This window comes from Nitrospira sp. SG-bin1 (assembly GCA_002083365.1).
In the GTDB taxonomy this organism is placed as follows: domain Bacteria; phylum Nitrospirota; class Nitrospiria; order Nitrospirales; family Nitrospiraceae; genus Nitrospira_D.
Window position 1 is genome coordinate 45,321 of sequence record LVWS01000015.1, and the last position, 16,537, is coordinate 61,857.

Consider the following 16,537-nt stretch of genomic DNA (forward strand, 5'->3'; position numbering starts at 1 on the left):
GCAAGATATCAGGTCGGCGGCGTGTTTGGCTAGGTTGCGGCTTCGGGTGAGACAAGCCCGAGTGCTTCTCTCAAGTGAAGGAACGTCGTTTCCAGCGCCATCTGCACGTTCAAGTGCCGCGTCGCTTGCTGTTCGGTTCGTTCGATGTCGTTCAACAGGATGAGGAGCCTGTCGATGTCCGCTCGTTGGGCGTATCGTTGCAGGTCGGGAAGTTGGTCGAGATGAAGGATTTGATCCCGATCTCCCTCCACCATGACGATGATGAGATCACGGATCCATCGCGCAAGCCACGCGAGCGTTTCTTCGCCGCGGTCGGTCTTGGCCAAGCTTTCCGCTGCCAAGAGCATGGTCGTAATCGACGTCAAGCCTTCCGGCCTCACCAACGCCAGGCATTCGTGTTGTCGTGCGCGAACATCCGCCACGTTCATCGTGAGCGATTCCCCGATACGGCTATCGGCGAAGACAGTCAGAAAACGGGCATCGGCCGGAGGCAGCTCCCGCTTGAGTATCACGGCCGCTTCAACTTGCGTGCGGGCTGGCGTCGTGAAACGGAGTGCTTGGCAACGTGATCGAATCGTGATCGGCAATGCGTGTGGCCGGCTGGTGACAAGGACAAAGAGACTATGACCCGGAGGTTCTTCCAAGGTCTTGAGCAGCGCGTTGGCTGCCCCGATCGTCAGGCGATCCGCGTCGTCAATCAGGCAAATCTTCCGCTCCCCGACGAGCGGCCGATAGACGAACTGCTGTTCGATTTCCCTCACCTGCTCGATCTTGATTTGCGGCGTGGCGGCTTTGGAATCAGGTTCGATGACGAAATAGTCCGGGTGCGTCCGAGCGGCGATCTGGAGGCAGGATCGGCAACAACCACAACTATCCTGAGCTTCTGTCTGCGAGGGTCTCTCGCAACTGAGGGCCTGAGCCAGTCTCACGGCGGTCATCAACTTTCCGATCCTGGCTTCGCCGTAGAACAGATAGGCATGGGCCAGACGTCCATGGCACAAGGCGGCTTGCAGGATGGAGATGGGTTGCGCATGGCCTGTGATATCGGCAAAAGGCATGGCTATCGACCTGTCGAGGTCCGTGAGCGATAGGTCGTGAGCCAGTTCAAGACCAGCTTTTCGACCGTTTGTGTGACAGACTCCAGGGATTGTGCCGCGTCGATCACTCTGATGCGGCGAGGCTCTCGTCGTGCCAAGATCTGAAATCCCGTCCGGACTTTCCGGTGGAACTGTTCGGCTTCTCGATCGAGCCGATTCTGGGCGGCGGCGCCGCTACGGCGCCTCCGGAGTCCAACAGCGACAGGAACGTCGAAGAGCAAGGTGAGCTGAGGAGACAACTTCCCGGTCGCCCAGTCGTTCATCGTGTGCAACACCCGCAGATCCAATCCTCTCCCATACCCTTGATAGGCCATCGTCGAATCTGAGAACCGATCACAGACGACCGTCTTGCCTTGTGCGAGCGCAGGCTCGATGACATGATCCACATGCTGGCGTCGTGATGCAAAAATGAGGTAGGCTTCCGTTTCCGGGGCGAGAGTTTCCGCCGATGGGTCGAGCAGGATACTCCGTAACCGTTCAGCGAGCAATGTGCCTCCCGGTTCTCTGGTATGCAACACCTCCAAGCCCTGCGCGGTCAACCATTCACACAGCTGGCGCGCGTGCGTCGTTTTCCCGCTTCCTTCACCGCCTTCCAGCGTGATGAAGATGCCCGTCGATCGTCTGGCTGGTCTGCCCCTTGAGGATTTCATTTCAATCGGAATTCGGAGGCAGATCCTATGTCAGGTCGCGGTGAATAGCAAGACCAGTACCTTACGGGAATTTCGTCCGACTTCAGTCCATAAGTCATTGAAATTTACAAGAAAACGCTTGCGGGGTCAGTCCGGAACTCTGTAAGATGAACCCACTCAATGTTCTCCTGTTCAATGGGTGTCGGTGATCATGGTCAAGACCGCGTTAAGACGGTATTTTCTGACAGGACTTCTGCTCGTCACTCCTATCTGGGGCACTATTCTTATTCTCAAGACCCTCTTTGTCGCGGTCGACGGCATCTTAGGCGACGCCGTAGCAGAGTTAGTACCGGATCACTATATCCCTGGGCTAGGGATCGTCACGCTGGTCCTCCTCATCTTTTTCGTGGGGTTGTTCGCAGCGAACTTCATCGGGCGCCAGATTGTGGGGCATTGGGAAGATTGGCTTAACCGGCTGCCACTGGTCCGGGGGATTTATTCCACCTTGAAGTCCATGATGGATATTCTGTCTTTTTCGGAGCGCGGCTCGTATCGACGCGTCGTCTTGATCCAATTCCCGAAGAACGGCCATTATTGTTTCGCTTTCGTGACCGGCATGACGAAGGCGGAGACCAGCGCATTGGGTCAAGAGACGCTGATTCATGTCTATGTGCCCACCTCGCCCAATCCGACATCGGGCTATTTTCTGCTCGTGCCGGAACGGGAAGTGACCGCTGTCGATATCAGCATTGAGGAAGCGATGAAACTCATTGTGTCAGGCGGTCTCTATACGCCGTCTGGTGCCGTGGCTTCGGCCCTGAGCGGAGAGGCGAAATGGAGCCAGGTCAAACAGCCGGATGCCGGCGTGCCGATCGGATAAACACCATGTCCGATACTCAATGGCGATCCTCTCATGGTGGGAGATCTCGATGAAACAGTCGGTGGAGCAACAGACGATGGCTTCGCGTATTCCCGGCTTAGGCGTGGTTGTGATGGCGGCCGGATTGGGCAAACGAATGAAGTCCAATCATGTCAAGGTGCTCCATCATGTCGCGGGACGACCGATGGTGCTCTACGCAGTTGATCTGGCCTTGCGGGTGGCAGGCCATCGCACGGCGGTTGTGGTGGGCCATCAAGCGGACCGGGTTCGGCATGTCATTGAAGCAGGCATCGCAGGCAGGTCGGATGCCGGGTCGGTGAGCATTGTCGACCAAGTTGAGCAACTTGGGACTGGCCATGCCGTGATGCAAAGCCGTCCCGCGTTTTATCGGGGCGACGGGGAACATCCCACGAGCTTTCTTATTCTGAACGGTGACACCCCGTTGCTGAAAGATGCGACGGCGCGTGAGCTTTTGCGACTCCATCAATCCCAGGGAGCTACAGTGACGATTCTGACGGCCATGTTGAATGATCCGAGAGGCTATGGCCGAGTCATCCGACGGCAGTCCGGCGGTCATCAAGGTGATATGAATCTGTCCGACGTGCTGAAGATCGTTGAAGATCGGGATGCCACTTCGGCGGAGCGGGCGACGAAGGAAATCAATGTGGGTACCTACGTCGTATCCGGAGAATTTCTCTTTGACGCTCTCGATAAGCTGGAACCACACAACGCACAGAATGAATATTACCTGACCGATATTGTCCGGATGGCAGTCGCGCAAGGCCGGCGCGTTGCGGCTATGACCCTCCAAGACCCCGAAGAAGGGTTGGGAGTCAATACCAGACAACAGCTGGCGGCGGCAGAGCAGGTCGTCCGTCAGCAGATCCGCGAACGCTGGCTTGAAGCCGGAGTGACAATGCGGGATCCTGGCTCTGCGTGGATTGATGCCGGAGTCACCATCGGGAGAGATACGGTGCTCTACCCACACGTGTCCCTCGAAGGCACTACAACCGTCGGTGAAGGGACGACGATCCGTTCCGGAGTCCGCATCACCGATTGCGTAATCGGAAACAATGTCGAGATTCTCGATCATTGTGTGCTGCGCGGATCGCACGTTGAGGACGAAGCGCATGTGGGGCCATTCGCGCATTTGAGACCGGGGGCGATCATGCGGCGGAAGGCGAAGGTCGGAAACTTCGTCGAGATGAAAAAGGCCGAGCTTGGCGAAGGATCAAAAGCAAATCACCTGACGTATCTCGGCGACGCGCGAATCGGGAAGGGCGTCAACATAGGAGCCGGAACAATCACGGTCAATTATGATGGAGTCAACAAACACCAAACAGTGATCGAAGATCATGCGTCGGTGGGGAGCGATACTCAAATCATCGCGCCGATCACCATTGGACAGGGGGCAATCATTGCGGCCGGCACGACCGTCACGCAAGATGTGCCGGCCGATTCATTGGCGATTGCCCGTGTGCCGCAGATCAATCGAGTCGGGTGGGCGGCTAAACGTCGGATGTTGCTGACCGCCGGTATGGCGAGCGAAAACTCAGCGAAGGCTTCCGATAAGCCGGAAGGCCAGAGAGTCAAAAAAGGTCCGAGCGGTAAGAAGAGGCGGCGCGCGAAGTCATCGAAACGCTGATGACGGTGGGTACGTCGTCCACCGGTCAGTCTCGTTAGATCTGGAGCAACGTCATGTGTGGAATCATCGGATACGTCGGCAACCAAGATGCGGTTCCGATTCTCATCGGAGGATTGGCGAAGTTGGAGTATCGTGGGTACGATTCCTCCGGTGTCGCGGTCATGCAGGGAGAAAAGATCGCCGTCAGGCGGAGCGTGGGCAAGCTGATCAACCTTCAAAATTCGCTCAAAGCCAACGAACTTACCGGAACGGTCGGAATCGGCCATACTCGGTGGGCCACTCATGGGAAACCTTCCGAACAGAATGCCCATCCGCATCGGTCGAAAGGATGCGTGCTGGTGCACAACGGGATCATCGAAAACTATCAGGAGCTGAAGCAGCAATTGCAAAAAGACGGTTACAAATTCCAATCGGAAACCGATACGGAAGTCGTCGCCCATTTGATCGATAAGTATCTTCAGCGCGAAAACAAGCTGGCCGATGCCGTGCGGCTGGCGACGAAAGACGTCAGAGGCAGCTATGCATTGGCCGTCATCTCGGAACGGGAACCCGGCACGTTGATCGCCGCACGGTCAGGTTGCCCGTTGGTCGTCGGTCGGACCAAGCACGCGTCCTATGTGGCCTCGGACGTCATGGCGATGCTCGCGCATACGCGAGAAGTGACGTATCTCGAGGAAGGGGATGTCGCGGTCGTGACCCAACACTGCGTGGACATTACGGACGGCGAGGGCCATGCCGTCTCGCGTAAGTCCTCCACGATCACCTGGGATGCCTCGGCGGCGGAGAAAAGCGGATATCCCCACTTCATGCTGAAAGAGATCCATGAACAGCCGCAAACGATTCTTGATACCATGCGTGGTCGATATTCCTATGAGACCGGGGAGGCGGATCTGCCGGACATCGGCCTGACGCCAAAAGAATTCGCCGCGGTTGAGCGGATCTGGATCGTCGCCTGCGGAACGTCCTGGCATGCCGGACAAGTGGGAAAGTATCTGTTTGAAGAAATGGTCCGTGCCCCGGTTCAGGTGGACATCGGCAGCGAGTTTCGGTATCGCGATCCGCTCGTCGGGAAAAATGACTTGTTCATCACGATTTCTCAATCCGGAGAGACGGCCGATACACTGGCTGCCGCGCGAGAGGCGAAGCAAAAGGGCGCACGCGTCGTCTCCATCGTCAACGTCGTCGGCAGCACGTTGGCGCGTGAGTCGGACGGAGTGCTCTACACTCACTGCGGGCCAGAGATTGGGGTGGCCTCGACCAAAGCATTCACCGCGCAACTCACCGCGCTGTACTTGCTGGCCTTGCATTTTGCTCGAGTTCGTAATGTGATGAAGGTAGCGGACGGAAAGGCCTGGCTCGACCGGTTGGTGAAGTTGCCGGTGCTGGTGGAGCGTGTGCTGCAGCGGGAAGCCGAAATCGTGGCGATCGCCAAGCGGTATTACAAGAAACGGAACTTTCTGTTCTTGGGGCGCGGCATCAACTATCCGATCGCCTTGGAAGGCTCGCTGAAGCTCAAGGAAATTTCCTACATCCATGCCGAGGGGTACGCGGCGGGCGAGATGAAACACGGCCCCATCGCATTGATCGACAAGGATATGCCGGTCGTGGTTCTGGCGCCTCGGGATCGACTGTACGACAAAACGGTCAGCAACCTCATGGAGGTGAAAGCCCGACACGCGCCGGTGATTGCCTTTGTGGCCGAAGGTGAGCGGGAACTCGGTAAAATCGCCGATGCGGTGTTTACCATTCCCGATACCCATTCGTTGATCTCGCCCATTCTGTTCACGATCCCGCTGCAGCTGCTGGCGTATCATATTGCAGTGCTGAGAGGAGCGGACGTGGATCAACCCAGAAATCTGGCGAAGAGCGTCACCGTGGAATAGGCACAACGGCTGAAGGGAAGTGGAAAAAAGCGATGGAGATTACGCAGCACGATGTAGAAAAGGTGGCGCAGCTGGCGCGATTGGCGGTCACGGCTGCCGAGAAGGAGACCTTTGCCAAACAGTTGACCCAGATTCTGACCCATGTCGATACGCTGAACCGGTACGACACGGCGGGGATCGAGCCGACCGCGACGATCATGGGGCAGGTGAATGTATTTCGCGAAGATGTCGTATGTCCGTCGCTGTCTTCGGAAAAGGCGTTGGCGAACGCGCCGGAGCGTGAAGGAGACGGCTTTGTTGTGCCCAAAATTCTAGAGGAGCGTTAATCGTCAGGCATCCACCTCGTTCGTTGAGAGCAGTGAATGATGGGCGGCGAGTGACGAATAACGGGATGATAGATGTTTCGACAAATGCTACGTTCGAAAATTCATCGTGCCACAGTCACGGGCGCCCATCTTGAGTACGAAGGCAGCCTGACCATCGATCAAGACCTGATGGAAGCGGCCGGGATCCTCCCTTATGAGGCGATTGTCTGCTCGAATCTGAATAACGGCGAACGATTCATGACCTATGCGATCAACGGGACGCGAGGTAAAGGGGAGATCATTTTGAATGGGCCCACCGCAAGAAAAGCGGCGGTCGGAGATCAGATTATCATCTTTTGTTATGAGTATTACGGAGAAGAAGAGATCAAAAAGCACGCACCTAAGATCGTTCGAGTGAATGAAAAAAATCGGATTGTGACGGTGAGCTGACAAGCCACGGCCAGCCAGACCGATGAAGTCTCGTGTCGGTCCGCCTTCATCTCACCCGTCGGTAGCGAGAGATCCATGTCCCTTCATAAATTGACCCTCTGTGAGCTTCAGCAACAATTCAAAACCGGAGACGTGACGGCGGCGGAGATCGTGCGCGCTTACGCCTTGCGTATCAGCCAGGTTGAGCCCAAGGTCAAAGCCTTCGTCACCTATGCGAAAGAGACGGCGTTCCTGCAGGCCGAGGCCTTGGATCGAAAGCTCAAGGAATGGAGAAAAACCAAGCCGCTCACTGGAATGCCTCTGGCCGTCAAGGACAATATCTGTACGAACGGCGTGCCGACGACATGCAGCTCTCGGATGTTGCAGCATTTTGTGCCGCCGTATGATGCAACAGTCGTTGCCAAGTTGCGTGCGCAAGACTACATCTTGTTGGGCAAGACGAATCTGGATGAATTCGCGATGGGGTCTTCGACTGAAAACTCCGCGTTCGGCCCCAGCCGGAATCCCTGGAATGTGCATTGTGTGCCCGGGGGATCAAGTGGAGGGTCTGCGGCCGCGGTGGCGGCGGAAGAATGTGTGGCGGCGCTCGGCTCGGACACGGGTGGCTCCATCAGGCAGCCGGCGGCCTTCTGCGGTGTGGTGGGACTGAAACCCACCTACGGACGAGTCTCGCGGTACGGGTTGGTGGCATTCGCCTCTTCGCTGGATCAAATCGGGCCGATCACGAAGGACGTATCCGACGCGGCATTTCTTCTGCAAGCGATCGCAGGGCATGATCCAATGGATTCCACGTCTGTCGATCGTCCTGTACCGGACTACATGAAGGCGCTGCAAAAACTCGATCTCAAAAATCTGAAGCTCGGCGTGCCGGCTGAATTTTTTACCGAAGGACTCGATCCAGAGGTCGAACAGGCGGTGAGAGCGGCCATCGGCGAGTTGAAGAATCTTGGGGCGCAAATCAGGGAAATCCGTCTGCCGAGAACGGATGCGGCTGTGGCCGTGTACTATGTCATCGCGACGGCCGAAGCCAGCTCGAATCTCGCCCGCTTCGACGGGGTGAAGTACGGTTTTCGTGCAAAGGAAACCAAGGATCTTCTCGAACTCTACATGAAGACCCGGCAGGAGGGATTCGGACCGGAAGTGAAGCGGCGGATCATGCTGGGGACCTATGTGCTCAGCGCCGGGTATTATGATGCCTATTATGGGAAAGCCCAGGCCGTGCGAACGTTGATCTGCCAAGAGTTCGACGCCGCGTTCAAAGAGGTGGACCTGATCGTGACTCCTGCGACACCGACTCCGGCTTTCAGATTGGGAGAAAAAAGCGAAGACCCCTTGCAAATGTATCTTTCCGACATTTTCACGATCTCAGTGAATCTGGCCGGGTTACCGGCGATCGCGTTGCCTTGCGGGTTCAGCAAGGAGGGACTTCCGATCGGCCTGCAGTTGATCGGACGCGCATTCGAGGAAGAGACGATATTTCGAGCCGCGCGTGCCTATGAGCGATCAACGCAATGGTATCTCAAGAAACCGACATTACGGTAAGGCATCGGGTGCCGCAAGGGTACGAATGAACGATCCGAAGGAGTGGCAACAATGACAATCGTCGAAATCGCTGGGCTTCTTGTAGCCGTGGCATTCGCCGTAATGGTCGGGTATCTGGTCCCGGTCCTGATGCAAGTCCGCAAAACGGTGGCTGAGTCCGAACAGCTGCTGGCCAAGATGAACGTAGAGATGCCGGCCTTGGTGGCTGAATTGCGTGCGGTAAGCCAGAATCTGAACGAAGTGACGAATCAGGCACGTGAGGGTGTCGAACATGCAGCGGTGTTGCTGCACGCGGTCGGTGAAGTGGGCGAGTCCGTGCAGCAGGTTCATAATATTGTCCGTGGGTCGAGTGGCACGCTCTTGAGCAATGTGGCCAGCATGGTGGCGGGCTTCAAGGCGGCCACCCACGTCGTGCGCGAACGCATGAGACATGAAGGAGGGACACACAATGGCGGATGAACGGGGTACGTCGGCAGCGGTCTTTTTGGCGTTTCTGAGCGGTGCGGCGATGGGGGCTGTGATGGGACTGTTGATGGCGCCTCAATCAGGGAGCGAATCGCGTGACCAACTCCGGGGCTATGCCCGTCGTGCGGAACATGATCTTCGGGACTTGGCCGGACGAGCCGGTGAAGCCTTTGAAGAGGTCGTCGATCAGGGCAAGGAGTTTGTCGAATCGAAGCGGTCGGTTTTGCGAGAGGCGTTTGATGCCGGGCGGGAGGCCGTCAAACGCGAACGTGGTCGTTTTCAAGGTGAGGGACAGGATCGAGGATGAGTTTCGAGACGGTCATCGGGGTGGAGGTCCACGCACAACTGCGGACCAACTCCAAGATGTTCTGCGGATGCGGCACGACCTTCGGTCTGTCGGCGAACAGCCAAACCTGCCCCGTGTGTCTCGGTCTGCCCGGGAGCTTGCCCGTCGTCAACCGAACGGCGGTCGAAATGGCGGTTCGTGCGGGCTTGGCGTTGAACTGTACGATCACGGCGAACAATCGATTCGCGAGAAAGAATTATTTTTATCCGGACTTACCGAAAGGTTATCAAATTTCGCAATATGAGTTCCCGATTTGCCAGCATGGGTGGATCGAGATTCATGATGGCGGCGGGACAAAGCGGATCCGCATCCGGCGCGCGCATTTGGAGGAAGATGCCGGGAAAAACATCCATGAGACCGGCACCAGTGGGAGCCGGGTTGATTTGAACCGTGCCGGCACACCGCTGTTGGAAATCGTGACGGAGCCGGACATGCGTTCGGCCGAGGAAGTGGTGGCTTACCTCAAAGGGCTGCGGGAAATCTTAATGTACCTCGACGTCTGCGACGGGAACATGGAGGAAGGAAGTTTCCGATGCGAGCCCAATTTGTCGCTGCGTCCGTCGGGGCAAAAGGAGTTTGGGACGAAGGTCGAGCTGAAAAACATCAATTCCTTCAAGTATGTGAAGGATGCGATCGAGTACGAGATCAAACGGCAGACCAAAGTGTTGAACGAGAGAGGCAAGATTCGTCAGGAAACGAGGCTCTGGAACATCGAACGTGGTGAAACGGCGGTGATGCGTTCCAAAGAAGAAGCCCATGACTACCGCTACTTCCCGGATCCGGACTTGGTGCCGTTGAAGTTGGACAAGGAGTGGATCGAAGGATTCCGTGCTGGCCTGCCGGAATTGCCGACCGTGCGGACGAAGCGATTCATGTCGGACTATGGGTTGTCCGAATATGACGCCACTATCTTGACGGGATCGAAAGGCATAGCAGACTACTTTGAGTCCACCGTGAAGCTCTTCGATCAACCGAAGACGGTGAGTAATTGGGTGATGGGGGAGTTGATGAGAGAGTTGAACAACATTGGAACAGACATTTCAGCGTCACCTGTCACGCCTGAACGGCTGGTGAGTCTCTTGAAGATGGTGGACAAGGGGATCGTCAGTTTAAAGGTCGCCCGTGAAATCTTTCCGGAACTCTATAGCAGTGGGAAGACGCCCGAACAGATTGTGCAGGAAAAGGGGCTGACCCAGGTCTCCGACGAAGGGGCGCTGGTGAAGATCGTCGATGAGGTATTGAGCAAGCATCCAGCCCAAGTGGCGCAGTTCAAGGAAGGGAAACAACAGGTATTGGGTTTTCTCGTCGGGCAGGTGATGAAGGCGAGCGGGGGCAAGGCCAATCCTGGGAAGGTGAACGAGTTGCTGAAGAAGAAATTGGGATGATGGTGGGCCATCGTCGGCCAGCCCCTTCGTCTTCGTTTCGCTACCCATCCGTCGACATCTCTATACTCAAAAGGCAGCGTAAACAGTCATTGATCATTTGATTGTCAGCCAACTGGAGCGGAGTGACCATGAGCGCCATTCGAGAAATCAAGGGCAGGCAGATTATCGATTCACGCGGCAACCCGACGATTGAAGCGGAAGTCACGCTCGAAAGCGGTGCAAAGGGGCGGGCAGCCGTTCCATCCGGTGCGTCAACGGGGGAAAAAGAAGCGATCGAACTCCGCGACGGCGACAAGAAGCGGTGGATGGGAAAGGGTGTTTCCAAGGCGGTTGCGAATATCAGCAAGGTCATCGCCCCCGAACTGCTCGGGAAGGAAGCATTCGATCAGGCCGGCATCGATCGAGCCATGATCGCGTTGGACGGAACGAAAACCAAAGGTAAGCTCGGGGCCAACGCGATCTTGGGTGTCTCGTTAGCCGTTGCAAAGGCGTCGGCGAATGAAACAGGGCAGCCGCTCTATCGTTATCTCGGTGGGGCCAATGCTCGCGTGCTTCCGGTGCCACTCATGAATATCATCAACGGCGGGGCCCATGCCGATAACCGCTTGGACCTCCAAGAGTTCATGATCATGCCGGTCGGTGCGAGCCGGTTCAGCGAAGCCCTCCGCATGGCAACGGAAGTCTTTCATTCGTTGAAAGCCCTCTTGAAGAAGAAGGGTCTCAACACGGCCGTGGGGGATGAAGGTGGGTTCGCCCCGGATCTGAAATCGAACGAGGAGGCGTTGGGCCTGATCGCACAATCAATAGAAGATGCCGGCTATAAGGTGGGTCTGGATATCGCCTTGGCGTTGGACTGCGCGGCGAGCGAGCTCTACGACAAGGGACGGTATGTGCTCGAAGCGGAAAAGAACCCCGAACGTTCGTCCGAGGAAATGATCGGCTACTATGGCAAGCTGCTGGATCGTTATCCGATTCTGTCGATCGAAGACGGGTTGAGCGAATTGGATTGGAAGGGTTGGAAGATCCTCACCGAGAAGTTGGGCAACAGGGTGCAGCTCGTCGGGGATGACATCTTCGTCACGAACGTCGAAATCTTTTCAAAAGGCATCAAGGAAGGAATCGGGAATTCGATCCTGATCAAGCTCAATCAGATCGGAACCCTGACGGAAACCTTGGATGCGATCGAATTGGCGAAGCGTTCCGGCTATACGGCGATCATTTCACACCGGTCCGGCGAGACGGAAGACACCACGATTGCGGACGTGGCGGTGGCGACCAACAGTGGATTGATCAAGACGGGATCCTTGTCTCGAACGGATCGTGTGGCAAAGTACAACCAACTGCTCAGAATCGAAGAAGAGTTGGGCCCCATGGCGCTCTATCGTGGTCGAGAGGCAGTGCAGGCCGGGGCCTGACCGGTTTATCGTAGGCGGATGAGATAGATGATTATCAAACGGAATCGTGGACGGCAGTGGCTGGAATGGCGACAACGCGTACTGATCCTCACTCAGGTGATCGGCGCCGGCGGTTGTGCGTGGTTATTCGTGGCCTTGTTTTCCGGAGAAATGGGCCTGACGCGCTATCTCTCGATGCGTGATTATGCCAAAGATCTGGAGCACGAGCTCTCGGCTTTACGCCGAGAGAATATGGCCTTGCAGCAGGATATTACTCGTCTCCAACATGACCCCGCCAAAATCGAGCAATTGGCTCGAGAGCAACTGGGCTATGTGCGTAAGGGAGAAACGGTGTATCAACTGGTGCCGGACCCCGAGAAAAGACCTGAACCCAACTCAAAACCATGAAGTTCGGAACGGTGGCCATCATCGGCCGGTCCAACGTCGGCAAGTCGACGCTGCTCAATTGCCTCCTGGGCGAAAAAATCTCGATTGTCTCGAATAAGCCCCAGACCACAAGGACCCGTATTATGGGCGTCCTGCACGTGGATGGAGCACAGATTGCCTTTCTGGATACGCCTGGGCTGCATAAGCCCGCGCACATGCTGAATCGCCGAATGATGCGTACTGCCGTGGAAACTTTAGAAGATGCGGATCTGTTGTACATGCTCATGGACGGAACGAGTCTGCCGGGCCCCGGAGATTTGGCTGCCATTACGCATATGAAGGAGGCATTGGCTAAACAGCCGCGTCCGGCCATCCTTGTCGTCACGAAGATCGATCTTGTGAACAAGCAGAAATTGCTTCCGATTCTTGACCGGTATGGCAGGCTCTTTGCGTGGACGGAAATCGTGCCGGTTTCTGCCAAAGCCGACGAAAACATCGACCGGTTGTTGGCCGTGACGGTCCCCTATCTTCCGTCCGGAGAAGGGGCCTACGGTGACGATGTCGTAACCGACCAGACCATGCGGGCGTTAGCGGCGGAGATGATCCGTGAGAAGGTGCTGCAAGAGACGGAGGAAGAGGTGCCGCACGCGGTGGCGGTCGAGATTGACGAGTTCGTCGAGCAAGGGAAATTGGCGAAGATTCGAGCGTCGATTTTGGTGGAGCGAGAGACGCAGAAAGGCATCTTGATAGGCAAACGAGGAGAGCGGTTGAAATCGATCGGTATGCAAGCCAGATTGGACATGGAACGGCTATTCGGCATGAAAGTGTTCCTTGAACTGTGGGTGAAGGTGAAAAAGGCGTGGCGCGAGGACGAACAAACCTTGGTGCAATTGGGGTACTAACGGAACAGGCATGCAGGCGGAAGGACCGATAGAGCCGCGGATACCGGATCAACGACCTCGTCCGTCCGAACGGGACGTGCTGCGCGAAATTTTGCGTGATCAGACCGAACGAGGACAGACGAAGTCAGACATCGTGATCCAATCCGTGCAGAAATTGCTGCGACGTGGAGCCATCACGAATCTCTCCAAGATGTTGGGGCGCATGCATCCCGCGGACATCGCCAAAGTCGTAACCCATCTCTCCTCACCGAAGGAAAAGCGGGAGATCTTCGAGTTGGTGCGAGGGGAAGGCAAACGCGGGCAAGTCCTCAGTGAACTCGACGGCGAAAGTATCCAGCAAGTACTCGCGGACCTGTTGCATTCCGACATCGCGTGGCTCTTGAAAGATCTCGGTCCGGACGACGTGGCGTACATTCTCGGATTCCTTCCTGAAGAGCGCGGTAAGGAAATCCTCGCGTTGATGAAGACCGAGGATTCGACTGAAGTCGCCGATATCCTCAAATATCCGAAAGATACGGCGGGCGCGATTATGACCACGGAGTTCTTCTCCCTGCCGGAGGATGCCACGGCACAGGAAGCGATCCGTCGGTTACAGCAAGCCACCGATGCGGAAATGGTATTTTACATTTACGTAACCGACAAGGACGATCATCTGGTCGGTGTTCTGTCGCTCCGTCAGCTCATCACCGTTCCGCCGACGACCCCCCTGAAAAATATCATGACCCGAGAGGTCATGAGTGTCGCAATCGACATGGATCAAGAGGAGGTCGCGCGCCAGGTGGCCAGTTATAACTTGCTGGCTATTCCCGTTGTAGAACGGGACGGCAAACTCGTGGGTATCATTACGGTCGATGACGTTGTGGATGTCATCCGAGAAGAAGCGACCGAAGACATGTTGAAGATGGCCGGGGCGATTGAGGAAGACACGGGCTCGAAATCATCGAGTATCGGCTCGGCGAAACTACGGCTGCCGTGGCTCTTCACCAACTTAGTCGGCAGTCTCCTGTCTGGCGCGATCCTCTGGTATTTCCGTTATACGCTCCAGGAAGTTGTGGCAATCGTGAGTTTTATTCCTGTGATTGCGGCGATGGGCGGGAATGTGGGACTGCAATCCTCGACGTTGATTATTCGTGGGTTGGCCACCGGTTCCGTCGAGCTCACCCATGTATGGCCTGTCTTCTTTCGTGAAGCGAAGATCGGCTTGGTTATGGGGCTGGCCTGTGGTGTGACATTGACACTCGTCGCCTGGGTCTTGCATCAAGGCTTTTTGGGCATGGTTGTCGGAGCTTCGCTGATCATCGCATTTTTAGTGTCGACCAGTATGGCGACGATTATGCCGATTCTTCTCAAACGTGTCGGGGTCGATCCGGCCGTCGCGGCCGGCCCATTCGTTACGACGGCGAACGACATCACCGGTATCACAATCTACCTGACTTTGGCCACCCTGTTCTTGGAGTATCTCCGGTGACGCAAGCCGTTGCGTTGCCCTGCTTCTCTTACGAGTGGAAGTGGAGAGAGCCGTGCCTCTGGTAAAGACGACGGCCATCATTTTGCGGAGCCGCAAGTGGGGCGACGCCGACAGAATCGTCACCTTGTATTCCAGGGAACTGGGAAAGATTCGAGGCGTCGCTCGTGGTGCCCGCCGTCAGAAGAGCCGCTTCGGGGCTGCGCTCGAACCATTCAGCGTGTGCCGGCTGAATCTCTTTGAGAAACCCGGGGATTCCTTGTTTCGGATTTCACATGTCGATCTCGCGCGGTCGTCTCAAGTGTTGCGGGAAGACCTTTGTTTGATGGCCTCGGCTGCGCGGATGGTCAACATTGTTGCAGCGATCACTCCGGATGGAGACCCGGACCCGCTCTTGTTCGATACTCTGGAGCAGGGCCTTACCTCGCTTCATGGAAGTGAAGACCCAACCTTTACGGCGCTGCTGTTTCAGATCAGACTGTTGGGATTGACGGGGTTCCGTCCACAGACCGACCATTGCGCCGCTTGTGGGAAGACACATTTCGTCGGGGAACCTCAATTTTCTCCGACCGCCGGAGGACTCGTGTGCCTCGCCTGTGCCGCACGTCAACGAGTTCGGTGTGTCGCATTCTCACGAGGCAGCCTGCTATTTCTCCAACAAGCGATTCGGCTGGCGCCGACCGTACTCACGCGGTTGCGAGCTGTGGGGCAAGTGCGGGTTGAGGTGGAGGAAGCGATTGAAGGGTACGTCACGGTTGTTGCCGGGCGGCGACTGCCACCGGTTGACTTCCTGTCGGTGGCCACGCCAGGATGAGGCTGATGCAATGAGTCCAATACAATGAGTCCAATACAATGAGTCCAATACGATGAAAGGTGAAATCATGGCGGCCGTTGCTCTGGAGCCTCGGGATATGGAATGGCTCGACAAGGGCGTGTTGGGGATTCAATGGAGCGATGGCCACAAGGGAATCTATCCGGTTCGCTATCTACGGCAACAGTGCCCTTGTGCGGCCTGTGTCGATGAGTGGACAGGCGAGCGGCGACTTAAGGCCGAGGATGTGCCCATCCTGATCATGCTCCAGGACATCGAGTCGGTGGGACGCTACGCGTTGCAGTTCAAATGGAGCGACGGTCATGATACCGGTATCTATTCCTATTCCTTACTAAGAAGGTTGTGCCAATGCGACGTTTGTCAGCCGGTGAAACCGGTTGAGATAAAATCCAGACGGCTCATGTAAGGCGAGGATACCGCATGGTTACCACTACTGCAATGACCATGATAAAAACGATACGGTGTCTGAGTGGTATTGGAGTTCTCGCATTGATGGCAGGCTGTGCGAGCATGCCGACGCTGGAGCAGCAAGAACAATTAGTGCAAGCCAATAATCTCGTATTGGATCAAATCACCACGAGGGCGGTCGTAAATGCCTGGGGGAAGCCTCCGCTTTATCATAGCGAGTTTAGCTATTTTTTTGTGATGCCGGACTTCCGTGTTATTCCTCGATCTCGTGTGGGGACAGGAGAGGCTCCGAAAGGGTGGAAGGCTGGCGTGCATGCAGGCGAAGGAGTGTATTTCGCTTATCCCGACCGAGGCTGGCTTCTGGTATTTCTCGATGATCGCCTTGCCTACAAGGAAGAACTCAAGGCTGAGGAGCTACGAGCTCTTGCAAAATCCTGGGCCTATGAGGATCGATTCAAAACCCGGCTTGACGAAGCTCCTCGGCCCTAAGTCTTCTACCAAATACTTCGTATGATGCCGGTA

At 56.2% G+C, this 16,537-nt stretch carries 18 protein-coding genes; 16 read left to right on the forward strand and 2 right to left on the reverse strand.

Annotation, left to right across the window (positions count from 1 at the left end; all coding sequences use genetic code 11):
- Nucleotides 1-29 precede the first annotated feature (29 nt).
- Together A4E19_15750 and A4E19_15755 are read right to left on the reverse strand one after the other, a co-directional pair.
- A complete protein-coding gene (locus A4E19_15750) occupies nt 30-1,058 on the reverse strand; it encodes a hypothetical protein (GenBank protein ID OQW35911.1) in 1,029 nt (342 codons plus the stop codon).
- Between the two features lie 2 nt (nt 1,059-1,060).
- On the reverse strand, nt 1,061-1,747 hold the full coding sequence (locus tag A4E19_15755) for a dTMP kinase (protein OQW35912.1): 687 nt from the start codon (nt 1,745-1,747) through the stop codon (nt 1,061-1,063).
- Nucleotides 1,748-1,925: 178 nt separating this feature from the next.
- On the opposite strand from A4E19_15755, the gene A4E19_15760 reads away from it, so the two are divergent.
- The 16 genes from A4E19_15760 (at nt 1,926) to A4E19_15835 (ending at nt 16,504) form a co-directional block, all read left to right on the forward strand.
- Entirely contained in the window at nt 1,926-2,606 is a 681-nt protein-coding gene (locus tag A4E19_15760) for a hypothetical protein (GenBank protein ID OQW35913.1), read from the forward strand.
- A complete protein-coding gene (locus A4E19_15765) occupies nt 2,584-4,251 on the forward strand; it encodes a hypothetical protein (protein OQW35914.1) in 1,668 nt (555 codons plus the stop codon). Before A4E19_15760 ends, A4E19_15765 begins: the two co-directional genes overlap by 23 nt.
- A gap of 53 nt (nt 4,252-4,304) precedes the next feature.
- A complete protein-coding gene (locus A4E19_15770; GenBank protein ID OQW35915.1) occupies nt 4,305-6,134 on the forward strand; it encodes a glutamine--fructose-6-phosphate aminotransferase in 1,830 nt (609 codons plus the stop codon).
- A 32-nt stretch (nt 6,135-6,166) separates the two neighbouring features.
- A complete protein-coding gene (gene gatC, locus A4E19_15775; GenBank protein ID OQW35916.1) occupies nt 6,167-6,460 on the forward strand; it encodes an asparaginyl/glutamyl-tRNA amidotransferase subunit C in 294 nt (97 codons plus the stop codon).
- A gap of 72 nt (nt 6,461-6,532) precedes the next feature.
- Nucleotides 6,533-6,889 carry an aspartate 1-decarboxylase gene (locus tag A4E19_15780; GenBank protein OQW35917.1) on the forward strand — a complete coding sequence of 119 codons (357 nt, stop codon included), beginning with the start codon at nt 6,533-6,535 and terminating at the stop codon, nt 6,887-6,889.
- A gap of 75 nt (nt 6,890-6,964) precedes the next feature.
- Nucleotides 6,965-8,431, forward strand: coding sequence for an aspartyl/glutamyl-tRNA amidotransferase subunit A (gene gatA, locus A4E19_15785; protein OQW35918.1), 1,467 nt, complete (start codon nt 6,965-6,967; stop codon nt 8,429-8,431).
- Nucleotides 8,432-8,482: 51 nt separating this feature from the next.
- A complete protein-coding gene (locus A4E19_15790; protein OQW35919.1) occupies nt 8,483-8,890 on the forward strand; it encodes a hypothetical protein in 408 nt (135 codons plus the stop codon).
- Complete coding sequence (locus A4E19_15795; protein OQW35920.1) at nt 8,880-9,203, forward strand: hypothetical protein; 324 nt, start codon at nt 8,880-8,882, stop codon at nt 9,201-9,203. Before A4E19_15790 ends, A4E19_15795 begins: the two co-directional genes overlap by 11 nt.
- Nucleotides 9,200-10,627, forward strand: a complete 1,428-nt coding sequence (locus tag A4E19_15800; protein ID OQW35921.1) for an aspartyl/glutamyl-tRNA amidotransferase subunit B — start codon at nt 9,200-9,202, stop codon at nt 10,625-10,627. Before A4E19_15795 ends, A4E19_15800 begins: the two co-directional genes overlap by 4 nt.
- A gap of 128 nt (nt 10,628-10,755) precedes the next feature.
- On the forward strand, nt 10,756-12,042 hold the full coding sequence (gene eno / locus A4E19_15805; protein OQW35922.1) for a phosphopyruvate hydratase: 1,287 nt from the start codon (nt 10,756-10,758) through the stop codon (nt 12,040-12,042).
- Between the two features lie 27 nt (nt 12,043-12,069).
- On the forward strand, nt 12,070-12,429 hold the full coding sequence (locus A4E19_15810; protein OQW35923.1) for a hypothetical protein: 360 nt from the start codon (nt 12,070-12,072) through the stop codon (nt 12,427-12,429).
- On the forward strand, nt 12,426-13,310 hold the full coding sequence (era, locus tag A4E19_15815) for a GTPase Era (GenBank protein ID OQW35924.1): 885 nt from the start codon (nt 12,426-12,428) through the stop codon (nt 13,308-13,310). The genes A4E19_15810 and era overlap by 4 nt, the downstream gene beginning before the upstream one ends.
- 130 nt (nt 13,311-13,440) lie before the next feature.
- The gene (locus A4E19_15820; GenBank protein ID OQW35959.1) at nt 13,441-14,778 is read left to right on the forward strand and encodes a magnesium transporter; all 1,338 of its coding nucleotides are present in this window, start codon (nt 13,441-13,443) and stop codon (nt 14,776-14,778) included.
- 52 nt (nt 14,779-14,830) lie between these two features.
- Nucleotides 14,831-15,589 carry a hypothetical protein gene (locus A4E19_15825; GenBank protein OQW35925.1) on the forward strand — a complete coding sequence of 253 codons (759 nt, stop codon included), beginning with the start codon at nt 14,831-14,833 and terminating at the stop codon, nt 15,587-15,589.
- A 67-nt stretch (nt 15,590-15,656) separates the two neighbouring features.
- Entirely contained in the window at nt 15,657-16,013 is a 357-nt protein-coding gene (locus tag A4E19_15830) for a hypothetical protein (GenBank protein OQW35960.1), read from the forward strand.
- Between the two features lie 32 nt (nt 16,014-16,045).
- Complete coding sequence (locus tag A4E19_15835) at nt 16,046-16,504, forward strand: hypothetical protein (GenBank protein OQW35926.1); 459 nt, start codon at nt 16,046-16,048, stop codon at nt 16,502-16,504.
- Nucleotides 16,505-16,537: the final 33 nt, after the last annotated feature.

Coding starts and splice junctions, on each gene's coding strand:
- A4E19_15750 (OQW35911.1), bottom strand. CDS start 1,058: ATGCCTTTTGCCGATATCACAGGCCATGCGCAACCCATCTCCATCCTG.
- A4E19_15755 (OQW35912.1), bottom strand. CDS start 1,747: ATGAAATCCTCAAGGGGCAGACCAGCCAGACGATCGACGGGCATCTTC.
- A4E19_15765 (OQW35914.1), top strand. CDS start 2,584: ATGCCGGCGTGCCGATCGGATAAACACCATGTCCGATACTCAATGGCG.
- A4E19_15770 (OQW35915.1), top strand. CDS start 4,305: ATGTGTGGAATCATCGGATACGTCGGCAACCAAGATGCGGTTCCGATT.
- gatC (OQW35916.1), top strand. CDS start 6,167: ATGGAGATTACGCAGCACGATGTAGAAAAGGTGGCGCAGCTGGCGCGA.
- A4E19_15780 (OQW35917.1), top strand. CDS start 6,533: ATGTTTCGACAAATGCTACGTTCGAAAATTCATCGTGCCACAGTCACG.
- gatA (OQW35918.1), top strand. CDS start 6,965: ATGTCCCTTCATAAATTGACCCTCTGTGAGCTTCAGCAACAATTCAAA.
- A4E19_15790 (OQW35919.1), top strand. CDS start 8,483: ATGACAATCGTCGAAATCGCTGGGCTTCTTGTAGCCGTGGCATTCGCC.
- A4E19_15795 (OQW35920.1), top strand. CDS start 8,880: ATGGCGGATGAACGGGGTACGTCGGCAGCGGTCTTTTTGGCGTTTCTG.
- A4E19_15800 (OQW35921.1), top strand. CDS start 9,200: ATGAGTTTCGAGACGGTCATCGGGGTGGAGGTCCACGCACAACTGCGG.
- eno (OQW35922.1), top strand. CDS start 10,756: ATGAGCGCCATTCGAGAAATCAAGGGCAGGCAGATTATCGATTCACGC.
- A4E19_15810 (OQW35923.1), top strand. CDS start 12,070: ATGATTATCAAACGGAATCGTGGACGGCAGTGGCTGGAATGGCGACAA.
- era (OQW35924.1), top strand. CDS start 12,426: ATGAAGTTCGGAACGGTGGCCATCATCGGCCGGTCCAACGTCGGCAAG.
- A4E19_15830 (OQW35960.1), top strand. CDS start 15,657: ATGGCGGCCGTTGCTCTGGAGCCTCGGGATATGGAATGGCTCGACAAG.
- A4E19_15835 (OQW35926.1), top strand. CDS start 16,046: ATGACCATGATAAAAACGATACGGTGTCTGAGTGGTATTGGAGTTCTC.